Below are 10325 nucleotides of genomic sequence, written 5' to 3'. Positions count from 1 at the left end.
GAACTCCGGCGAGTACTTGCTGGGTGGCGCCACTTCTTCCTCGTTTCCTGTTCAGGACAACCCTATTGGATCCCTGTCCGGAAACTTCGTGGCCCCTCAGAGCCACGTCACTCATGGCCGCCCCCACTCTGCCCGGGGGTTTTCCCCCGGGCTGGGACTGCCCACAGAGTTGCTGCTGCGGGTAGGAGCTGCCGCAGACCGACGGGCCGCGGATCCAGGGAGGACAGGCGCCGTGGAAGCCGTCAGCTGCCGATGGTCTTCCAGAAGCCACACTGGTGTTCCTGGGCGAGATCGGCCGGTTCCGTCTTCCCCGGTTGCAGCGACTGGACGTGCCGCCCGGTTCCGAAGCGGGGCCAGGGCGCCGCGCCGTGGCCGTTCGGGTCGCCCGTGTAGGCGAACTGGGCCCAGTAGCGCACCATCGTGTCCGCGAGTTGGTGCTGAGCGGGTGTGGCCGGACCGGGGAGCTGCTCGTCGGCGAAGAGATACTGCAGTTCACTGCCGTGGAACGCTCCGGTGGGGAAATTGGGTTTCTTGAGGGTGCTGAACCAGGGAGCTTCGTCGTCGTCGAACTCGTAGGCGTAGGTCGGCACTTGCCGGTCCAGGGCCTGGTGCCGGTCGAGGACCGTGCACCCCCAGGCCCAGTCGCTGATGACGGCGGACAGCGCCTCGCCAGGGGAGTGGAAGCGGTCGGTGGGGTAGCGGGCCAGGACGCGGGCCGCGTCGGTCGGGGTGAAGAGTGTCCGGATCTGTTGCCGGTAGCCGGTGTCGGTCGTCGTCTGGCCGGTCACGGCTTCGATGGCCGCGGTGAACAGACGATGTTCGTCCCGGGTGGTTCCCTGGATGACGGGGACCCGGTTGAAGTGGCCGGTGGCGAAGGCCTGTTCGGGGCTCACGGGCAGTATGCCGGCGCCGACCGTGGGTCCGGATCCGAGTCCGTAGTCGGACCACTTGAGGAGTTCCTCCACGGGTTCGGCGCGCAGACAGGCCGCTGCTGTCCGGAGGTCGGAGCAGCCGACCTGGGCCGCTACGTCAAGCCCGTGCTGCTCGCGCTCCGCGCGCGGCAGCGGGAACCAGGTCGCCGGACCCGGTGACCATTTGCGTCCCGTGCACTGGGCGCTTTGCAGGATCGCCTTGTGGAAGAGGCCCGCTGACCCCGGCGCCACGAGATGCGCGCAGACGCTGGTGCCGCCGGCCGACTCGCCGAAGAGCGTGACGTTCGCCGGGTCGCCGCCGAATGCCGCCGCGTTGCGCCTCACCCACCGCAGCGCGGCCTGCTGGTCCTCCAGGCCGAAGTTGCCCGACAGGTGCTTGGCCAGCGTGGTCGAGCGCGGGATGGTCGAGGAATCCGAAGACACCGAGCCGGTAGTTGAAGCTGACGACGATCACCTTGCCCCTGCCGGCCAGGCGCTGTGTGTCGTAGAGGCTCCCGGCGCCGTTGATGAAGCCGTTGCCGTGGACCCACACCATCACCGGCAGATTGCGGGCGCTGCTGCGCAGAGGCGTGGTGACGTTCAGATAGAGGCAGTCCTCGCTGCTGCTCGGCTGGTCGATGAGCCCTGCTGCCTGTGCACACCGGTTGCCGGGTTCGGTCGCGGTCCGTACGCCTGGCCAGGACACGGCCGGCTGGGGCGATGCCCACCGCAGTTGTCCGACCGGCGGGGCGGCGTAGGGGATCCCCTGGAACATCCGGGTGTCCGTGCCGAAGCGGCCTTCGACCAATCCGGCGTCCGTCCTGACCACGGTGGCAGGACCGCCTTGGTCACCCTCGGCGTGATGTGCTGCCTGCGAGGATCCGGCTGCGCCGCTGATCATGGCGCCGCAGAGCACAGCGGTCAGCAGGGCCCGTAGCCGCGGCCGCGCCGTGACCTGCGACCTGCGCTGCCCTGGTGAGAGGTCCGGGCCTAAGGGATTCACGGGCGTTCACATCCTCAAACAGTTCGTGTGGGGTCCACGCTAATATAAAGTGTGAGGCACCCACAAAGTCAATGCCGTGTGGACGAGACATGGAGATGAGCCCGATGCCGACTAGTGACGAAGAGCGGCTGCCACCTGGCCTCGCCCTGGCCTGGGGGCTGACCAGCAAGACGGGGCGACTGGGCCGGAAGCCGTCGCAGAGCGTCGAGGCAATCGTCGACGCAGCTGTCGGGCTCGCCGACGAGGAAGGCTTCGCGTCCCTGTCCATGCCGAACATCGCCAGACGGGTCGGGCTCACCGCCAACGCGATCTACCGGTACGTCAGCTCGCGGGACGAACTGCTGGTGCTCGCCGCCGAGACCGCTTGGGGCCCGGCGCCGGACCTGGAAACCGGCACGGACCAGTGGCGAGCCGCGGCCGCCAGGTGGACCAGGGCAATGATCGAGCGATGCGACATCCATCCGTGGCTGCCCGACCTGCCCATCCGAGGGGCGCCCGCGACCCCGAACCTGCTGCGCTGGACAGAAGTGCTGCTCAAAGCACTCACCGGCGCCGGGCTGAGCTCTGCCGAATCGCTAGGGTGCGCGCTGCTGCTCGACGGCTACGCGCGGCGCATCGCCAGTGCCCGCCGCGACGTACGCAACAGCAGTGCGGCGCCGGTTCAGTCGGCCGCCGTGACACGGTTCCTTCAACCGCTCCTGCATGAGCACGGATATCCGATTCTGGCGTCCATGATGACGCACAACGAATACGACGACGCCATCGGCGACGACGACGTGGACTTCGGCCTGACCCGGATCCTGGACGGAATCGAGGTCCTGATCGCTCAACGAACGAAGGCCCGCTGAACTGCGCCTCAACGAGCGGGAAATCACAGCTATGGCAGCCGAAACCACGGAGGGGCTGTCGTGTTGCCGGCACGGCCCGGTTCAGCCGGGAAAACCCATGATCAGGCTGCCGCCCACTCGAGCCCGAGCGCGGCCAGCGCATGGAGCTTGTCGGCGGTGAGCTTGGCACGGCGGCTCTTGCTGTTCGACAGGAACACTCCGAGCTTCACAGGGTGTTCCTGGCCGTCAACCACGATCGTCTCGACGTGTCCCCTGGGGACGGTGACGGTACCGGTGCGGGTCTTGTACTGCGCCAGGGCCGCCACGCCCTTCTCGAAGGTGCCGGAGGCCGCCTTGGCGGGCGCCTCCTGCTCCGAGGGAAGCGGCGTGATCCTGATGCCGGCTCATGGTGTGCAGAAGCGCGGCCTGGAGCGTCCCGAGCCGCTGACCGCGCACTTCCTCGCTGCGCCGCTCCTCGCCCATCAGCAGCTCGGGCGTGACGACCGGGCCCTTGAGCTCCAGCACGATGATCTGGTAGCGCGCCAGCAGACCGCGCGAGACCGCCGACGCGAGGCTGAGCTTGTACAACACGGGCCCGAACACGGCCTCGTCATCCATGGACGCCGCCATCTCCTGCGCCAGCGCCACCCGCACCCCCTCAGCAACCTCCCAGTTCGGCCGCTCCTGCCAAATCCGCGGCGTCGCCGTCATGTACAACCGCCGGTACGCCGGGATGACCGTCTGATCGTGGACGTCCGCCCACGCTTTACCCATCGAACCCGACGTCCGGTGCGCCTCATCGACCACCGCGAGGTCCACCGGAGCCAACTGCTGCCCGTACGTGCCTTCGAAGGCCTCAGCCAGCACACCCAGGCTGGCGTACGTCGCGTAGATGGTGACCGGCCCTTGGCCGTGCCACAGCGCCAACTGCACCGGGTTAGTCGTGCAGCGCACCTTCAGACTCCACAGCTCCGGATCGTCCTGCAGTGAACACACCGCAACCGCCGGCCCCTTGTGCCCGGCCTCGTGCCACGCTTTCACCGTCTGCGCCAGCAGATCCAGCGTCGGCACCAGCACCAGGACGCGCCCCCTGGGCACCAGCCGCTTCGCCGCCGCGGCCGCCATGAGCGTCTTCCCCGTCCCGCACGCGGCGTGCACCTGCCCGCGCAGCCCATGAAGAGGGATACCGCCCGGCGGGACATCGAGACCGCGCACGATGGCGGCAACGGCCTCGATCTGGTGGTCACGCAACTTCACTGTCATGCCGCCATGGTCTCCTCATTGTGGAATGCGGCGCTTCGTCAGAAGAGAAGTCCAGCGCATGGTCGACGTAGGAGCGGCCGGTGCCGGGGCTGATGCCGGGCGCCGCGGCAGGGATAGCCAGAGTGCCGCTCGCCGGGCGGGCCGTGCATCCCGCTATCGAACGTCGACGTAGTCGCCCGCCGTCGTGAGGGGGGCCGTCGTCGAGGTGCCCGCGAAGGAGTAGCGCCAGTAGCCGTCTGTGGAGGCGGCGACCGTCGTCCTCAGCGTGCCGGACGCGTCGGTGTGCACGGACTTGACAGTGTTGTATGTGCTCGTCCCCGCTTTGCGGAACTGCAGCTTGACCGGCTGGCCGGCGTATCCGTGGTACGCGAGTTCGTCGTACCACCAGGCACGCGAGAGCTTCCCGGCGACCGTGATCGTCCTGCCCTTCGTCACCGGCTCCGGGGACGCGTTCACGGTCAGCTTCGACGCTCGCAGTACACGCAGGGCCGGATCGGGAGTCAGTGTCGTGTACGAGCTGGGGCCGGCGTATGCCTGGGCATAGACGTGCCAGGTTCCGGCGTCGGAATTTTTGATCAGGGTCGGATTGCCGTTGATGAGGAGGCTGCACTTCCAGGTGTGACCGCTCACTCGGGAGCAGGACGCCTGGTTCTTGGTCGCGCGGAGGACGGCGTCGAACTCGTCGTCGTTCATGTCGGTGCCGCCGTGGAACAGCGTCACCGAGCCGTTGGTGATCGTGGCTGCGTCGCTCGCGGTGACCGTGGCGGTGATCAGTTTGGTGGAGGTGCCGATCACCACGTCCTTTCCGCCATTGACGGTGACATCGAGGATGACCGGCGGCGCGCCGTCCGCATGAGCGACCGGCACACCGACAGCGGTGACTGCCAGGGCGCCGATCGTGGCACCGAGGACGGATATGCGCATGGCTTCCTCACAGGTCGAGTTACGACGGAACCCGCGTCGCTCCGGGGTGGGCGCATCGTATGCGCCCGGTCGTCACAACTGCCGCCCGGGGTACGACGACCGCGGTCCTTTGCACCCTCCCGTAAGGGGCGCCAACATGTCTGCGCCGTAGGTCACGTAGACCGCGCCGCCGGGCGCGCCGCGGCCGTCCAGGCGCCGCCGTCGTAGACGCGATCCGCACTGAAGCTGGGGCCCGGCCTCACCGATGCCGGTTGGGCCTGGACTGAGGACCTTGTCGCACCACGATCCGGCGGGGATCATGACCGCGTGCAGCACCAAGAGGAACTCCACGAGCTACTCGCACGCGCCGGACTCACGGTCGTCGAGGAGGTGTGCCCGGGCAGCCTGTTCCCGCCGGAGGCCGGCTGGCGGATCGCGCGGGGGATCGCGGCGCCGGACGGCGTGGTCCGGGAAGGGCTCGATGCCGCGTGGTGGCGCCGTCTTTGCGATGTCGACGGCGAGTTCCTGGTGGCCGTCCTCAGGCACCGGATCGGCGGCAACGACTCCTGGTGGACCCGGGTCCGGCATGCCGGTAGCAGCGTGCCGGAGTTGACCGGCGACCCCGGGTTCGTGGCGCTCTCCCTCGACGGGCAGGTGCTGCTGGCGGAGGTGCCCGACGTGGGCGGGCCTCGGGTGACGGCCCTCGACCGACTGCCGCAGCGGCTGGACGAGGCCGCCGCGGCCGCCGGGCGCGAGACGGAGGTCGAGCGCGCCGAGGTATGGGCGGCGGTGCCCGGCCGACGTGCGTGGCCTCTGCACTGGGCGGAGGGCATCGGGTTCAATTCGACCGCGACGGACGAACTGCTGATCCGGCTGCTGGATGTGGAGGACGGCTTCCTGCACGGATGCGACCGGCCCGCCGTCCTCGACGCCGCCCTGGCACACCCCGATCCGCGGGTGCGGTCAAGGCCCGCCGACACCTTCCGGCCCAAGCTCACGTCCGACCAGTGGGTACACCTGGTCCGCGCCGAGCCGTCGCCCAACCGGCGCGTGCTCTGGGCGGAGCGCGCCTGCCTCTGGGGCGCCGAACTCCCCGAGGCTCTGTACGACGACCTCCTCGCCGGCCCGTCCCGCGCGCAAGCCGCCGAACTCCCGGGGCTCCCCGCACAGCAACTCCCTGCCCTCGCGGCCGACACCGATCCCCGTGTGCGGGCGGCGGCCTGTGCCCGGTGGGAAGACCTCGCTGCGCCGCTGCGGGAGCGGCTGCTCGCCGACACCGACTACGCGGTGCGAACGGCTGCGCTGCTCGCCCACCACACCGGCGTACCCATGCCTCGCGAGGTTTTCGCCGCGCTGCCGGACCCACGGCGAGCCCTGGAACGGTGCCGGCTCACGCCCGGGCTGGAGGCGGAGCTGGTCCGGGACGGGGACGCGGAGGTACGTCGGGCGCTGGCCGCCAACCCGGGCCTGGGCCGGCCTGGCGTCGCCGCGCTGGCGGAGGACCCGCAGGACGACATCCGCTCCGCGGTGGCGCTGCGCCCCGACCTTACCGAGGAGCAACGTGCCACGGTTCGCCATGACTTCGACCCGACGTCGATGTCGCACACCGTGCCCTGGGTCGAGGCCCTGCACGGCGACGCCGACGCAATGCGCCGTCTCGCCGCGTCGTCCCACCCGCTGATCCGCCGCAGTGTTGCTCGAGCCCGGCACCTCCCGCCGGATGTTGTGGCGCGCCTGTCGCGGGACGGGGACCGGGTGGTCCGTCTGTTCCTCGCCGAATCGTGTGAGGACGCGCCGGCCGACCTGCTGCTGGAAGTCTGGCGCTGGTGGGACGGCAGCTTCAGCCACCCCGACCGGCCCCGCAGCCATCCCAACTTCCCCCGTGCGGGCCTGCTGCGCTACGCCGCCGACCCCAGCGGGCGAATGCGCCGCCTGGCCCTGGACGATCCGGAGTCGACACCGGCCGACGTCGCACGCCTGGCCCGGGATCCCGAAGCCGAGGTGCGTCGCCGCGCGGCTGAGGACCCCCGGCTGTCACCGGCCGACGCGATGCGGCTGCTGAACGACCCGCAGGCCCACGTCCGCGACACCGCGGTGCGCAATCCGCGGCTGCCGGCCCGCGTCCTGGCCGGGCTGTTGCACGACCGCGACACGGCATGCGCAGCGGTCACCAACCCGGCGATCCCACTCCCCGTCCTGCACCGCATCCTGTCCGCGGCCGAAGCGGCCATGGCAGCGCCGCGCTGAACACCGACACCCCGCACTGAGGCCGTGGCGGTCCGATGCCGAACTCCGGCACGCCGCAGTGGACCCCTGCCACCCAGCGGCGGTCCAACGGGTGATGTCGCGGCGCCGTGTGTCCTGTACCGCAGAGACCCGCGTCCGCCGAGCGGCATCACGCGAAGATCACGAGGAAACCCCTCGCGCCAAACATCTTCGAATGAGGTCGGTGGTAGAGACGCCCGCCGTGTACTCCACAAGCTGCAACTTCCCCGCAGCGGCCACCGGCCCGAAGACCTCATCGATGGCATCTGGCGAGATGTCGTCCCCGTGCACGACCACCGCGATGTCGTGTTCGTCCAGGAACTCAGTCGTCACGCGTTCCGGAGCGTTCGGTATCACTGCATCGACGTATCGGCATGCCTCGATCACCGTGACCCGCTCGGCCAGGGTCATGATGGGTCGTCGCTTGTACTCGGTCACGACCTCGTCCGAGAGCACGCCGACGATCAGCCGTTCTCCGAAGGTGCGCGCGGCCTTGAGGAGCGCCACGTGTCCCGGGTGGAAGAGATCACCCACCATGTCGACGTAGACATTCGTCTGGTTGCTCGTCTCAGCATGGTCGGCCACGGCTGTTGTTCCTCTCCGCATCGTCCGGCTGGCCAACGGCGAGATGTAAACCCTGTCCGCAACTTCCGCTCGCCCGCCCACCCTGGCAGCAGAGCAGGGTCGGAGACAGGGGCGGCGAGCATTGGTTCCGGCAGTGTCCACGTCACAGCCCCATGCGTCCCACTCAGCCAGCCCGTCGGCAAACCGAGTGCTCGGCATCAGCGGCGTCGCGCCGTCCGCGTCTGCCTCGGATCCAGTGTCGTTACGGGGTCTGCCGTCGCGGTCGCCCACCGTCGGCAACGGATCTCACCGAACCGGTGGTGCCGCCGGTACGGGATCAGGCCGCGACGAGTTCCCGCTCGCGGTCCGGCGTTTTGACCTGGGGCTTCTTGTTCGGCAGCGAGAGCCGGAAGACCTTGTGCCACGCGGAGAACACCTGCTTGGGCAGCGGTCCGGTGACGTACTCCAGCTCGTACTTCTCGAACAACGCGCGCACCTTCACCGCGACCTCGGCGTACCGGTTGCTCGGCAGGTCCGGGAACAGGTGGTGCTCGATCTGGTGCGACAGGTTGCCGGTCATGAAGTGCATGGCCTTGCTGCCGCTGATGTTCGCCGAGCCCATCATCTGGCGCAGGTACCACTGGCCGCGCGTCTCGCCCTTGATCGACCTGCGCTCGAAGACCTGTACGCCCTCGGGGAAGTGCCCGCACATGATGACCGAGTGGGTCCAGATGTTGCGGACCAGGTTCGCGGTGAACGTGGCGGCGAGGGTGGGGAGGAACGACGGGCCCGACAGCAGGGGGTGGATCACGTAGTCCTTGAGGACCTGCTTGCGGATCTTGCGGCCCACGGCCCTGGCCCGCGCGCGAAACTCCGGGCTGTTGCGGCGGCGCTTGTGCAGGTTCTTGCCGAGCTCCAGGTCGTACGCCGCGATGCCGTACTCGAAGAAGCAGGCGTTGAGGAAGTTCCACAATGGCTGGCCGAGGTGGAACGGGTGCCACTTCTGGTCCTCGTCGACGCGCATGATGCCGTAGCCGAGGTCGTTGTCCTTGCCGATCACGTTGGTGTACGTGTGGTGCAGCTCGTTGTGCGAGTGCTTCCACTGCTCGGACGGCGAGACGTGATCCCACTCCCAGGTGGTGGAGTGGATCTTCGGGTCCCGCATCCAGTCCCACTGGCCGTGCAGGATGTTGTGGCCGATCTCCATGTTGTCCATGATCTTTGCCACGGACAGACCGGCGGTGCCGATCAGCCACGCGGGCGGGAAGATCGAGAACAGGAGCACGCCCCTGCTGACCAGCTCGAGCCTGCGCTGCGCCGAGATGACCTTGCGGATGTAGGCAGCGTCCTTCTCGCCGCGGGCGGCGATCACCTCGTCGCGGATCGCGTCCAGCTCGCGGCCGAGCTCCTCGATCTGCTCCGCGGTCAGGTGGGCGGTGGGGTCGATGGCGGTCAAGGTGCTCCTACCGTTCGATGTCGCAGGGGCCCGCCGCGGCGGACACGCAGGTCTGGATGAGGACGCCCGGCTCGGCCTCGGTGATCTCGCCGGTGCGCAGGTCGCGAACGGCGCCCGCCTTGAGCGGCGTGACGCAGCCGAAGCAGATGCCCATGCGGCACCCGGACGGCATGAGCACGCCGGCCTCCTCGCCGACGTCCAGCAACGGCGTGGCGCCGTCCGCGTCGACGGTCTTGCCGGTGGTGCTGAACGTGACCTCGCCACCGTCGCCGGTGACGACGATGCTGGGGCGGAAGCGTTCGGTGTGCAGGCGCTCTTGGACGCCGTGCTCGGTCCAGTGCTCTTCGGCGGCGTCGAGCAGGCCCGCGGGCCCGCAGGCCCAGGTCTCGCGCTCGGCCCAGTCGGGCACGAGTTCGTCGAGACGGGCGATGTCGAGCATGCCGTCTGTGGCGGTGTGCAACTCGGTCAGACGCAGCTTCTTGTCCGCGACCAGGTCGTGCAGTTCGTTGCGGAAGATCACGTCGTGTGGCTGTGGCGCGCAGTGGACCATGACGACGTCGTCGAACTCGGTGTCGCGCAGCATGCCCATCACGGGCGTGATGCCGCTGCCGGCCGTCAGGTAGAGCACCTTGGCGGGCTTGGCCTGCGGCAGCACGAAGTCGCCGGTCGCCTGGTCGAGCTGGATCAGCGTGCCCGGTTTCGCCCTGCGGACCAGGTGGTTGCTGACCTTGCCGTCCGGGATCGCCTTCACGGTGATCGTGACGCGGCCGTCCGGGCGGTTTGTCGGCGAGGTGACCGAGTAGGCACGCCACAGGCGCACCCCGTCGACGTCGACCCCGATCCGCACGTACTGACCGGCCGTGTGGCCGCGCCAGCCCCGTCCCGGCCTGATCACGATGGTCGCGGCGTCACCCGTCTCGGGGTGCACGGCCTCGATGCGCCCCCGCAGGTCAGCGCCCGCACGCAGCGGGCTGACCAGGTCGAGGTAATCCGACGGCAGCAGCGGCGTCGTGACCATCTCCAGCAGTTTCCACGCCCTACTGCGGAGGGCTGCACTCGTCATGGCTCCAGCTTGCTGCGCCTCAAGGCGTAAAGTCCTGACCGCAGGACGTAAATCTGGTCGACTGAATTGT

8 protein-coding genes and 2 pseudogenes are annotated in these 10325 nt (G+C 69.0%); 2 read left to right on the top strand and 8 right to left on the bottom strand.

The window, feature by feature from the left end:
- Window positions 1–242 precede the first annotated feature (242 nt).
- Together ACN6LB_RS37945 and ACN6LB_RS37940 are read right to left on the bottom strand one after the other, a co-directional pair.
- Window positions 243–1355: a carboxylesterase family protein gene (locus tag ACN6LB_RS37945; RefSeq protein ID WP_445029825.1), complete on the bottom strand. Its 1113-nt coding sequence runs from the start codon at window positions 1353–1355 to the stop codon at window positions 243–245.
- Between the two features lie 40 nt (window positions 1356–1395).
- A pseudogene (locus ACN6LB_RS37940) lies at window positions 1396–1686 on the bottom strand (carboxylesterase family protein); the annotation flags it as partial.
- A gap of 332 nt (window positions 1687–2018) precedes the next feature.
- Here ACN6LB_RS37940 and ACN6LB_RS37935 point away from each other — a divergent pair.
- Complete coding sequence (locus ACN6LB_RS37935) at window positions 2019–2762, top strand: TetR/AcrR family transcriptional regulator (protein WP_445029824.1); 744 nt, start codon at window positions 2019–2021, stop codon at window positions 2760–2762.
- 101 nt (window positions 2763–2863) lie between these two features.
- Here the strand turns inward: ACN6LB_RS37935 and ACN6LB_RS37930 are convergent, their stop codons facing one another.
- The 3 genes and pseudogenes from ACN6LB_RS37930 to ACN6LB_RS37920 all read right to left on the bottom strand — a co-directional run bounded on the left by ACN6LB_RS37930 (window position 2864) and on the right by ACN6LB_RS37920 (window position 4928).
- Complete coding sequence (locus tag ACN6LB_RS37930; protein WP_445029823.1) at window positions 2864–3067, bottom strand: helicase associated domain-containing protein; 204 nt, start codon at window positions 3065–3067, stop codon at window positions 2864–2866.
- Between the two features lie 70 nt (window positions 3068–3137).
- Window positions 3138–4004, bottom strand: a pseudogene (locus tag ACN6LB_RS37925) (DEAD/DEAH box helicase family protein); the annotation flags it as partial.
- 153 nt (window positions 4005–4157) lie between these two features.
- Entirely contained in the window at window positions 4158–4928 is a 771-nt protein-coding gene (locus tag ACN6LB_RS37920) for a calcium-binding protein (RefSeq protein ID WP_445029822.1), read from the bottom strand.
- 306 nt (window positions 4929–5234) lie between these two features.
- Between ACN6LB_RS37920 and ACN6LB_RS37915 the strand changes: the two genes are divergently transcribed.
- Window positions 5235–7154, top strand: a complete 1920-nt coding sequence (locus ACN6LB_RS37915) for a hypothetical protein (RefSeq protein WP_445029821.1) — start codon at window positions 5235–5237, stop codon at window positions 7152–7154.
- A 159-nt stretch (window positions 7155–7313) separates the two neighbouring features.
- On the opposite strand, the gene ACN6LB_RS37910 is transcribed toward ACN6LB_RS37915, so the two are convergent.
- The 3 genes from ACN6LB_RS37910 to ACN6LB_RS37900 form a co-directional block, all read right to left on the bottom strand.
- Window positions 7314–7757 (bottom strand): adenylyltransferase/cytidyltransferase family protein, encoded by a 444-nt coding sequence (locus ACN6LB_RS37910; protein WP_445029820.1) that lies wholly within the window; start codon window positions 7755–7757, stop codon window positions 7314–7316.
- Window positions 7758–8073: 316 nt separating this feature from the next.
- Window positions 8074–9192 (bottom strand): fatty acid desaturase family protein, encoded by a 1119-nt coding sequence (locus tag ACN6LB_RS37905; RefSeq protein WP_445029819.1) that lies wholly within the window; start codon window positions 9190–9192, stop codon window positions 8074–8076.
- Between the two features lie 7 nt (window positions 9193–9199).
- Entirely contained in the window at window positions 9200–10255 is a 1056-nt protein-coding gene (locus ACN6LB_RS37900) for a ferredoxin reductase (RefSeq protein ID WP_445029818.1), read from the bottom strand.
- Between the last annotated feature and the right edge of the window lie 70 nt (window positions 10256–10325).

This window comes from Streptomyces sp. SAS_270 (genome assembly GCF_052543295.1).
This window is presented reverse-complemented; position numbering and strand designations above follow the sequence as displayed.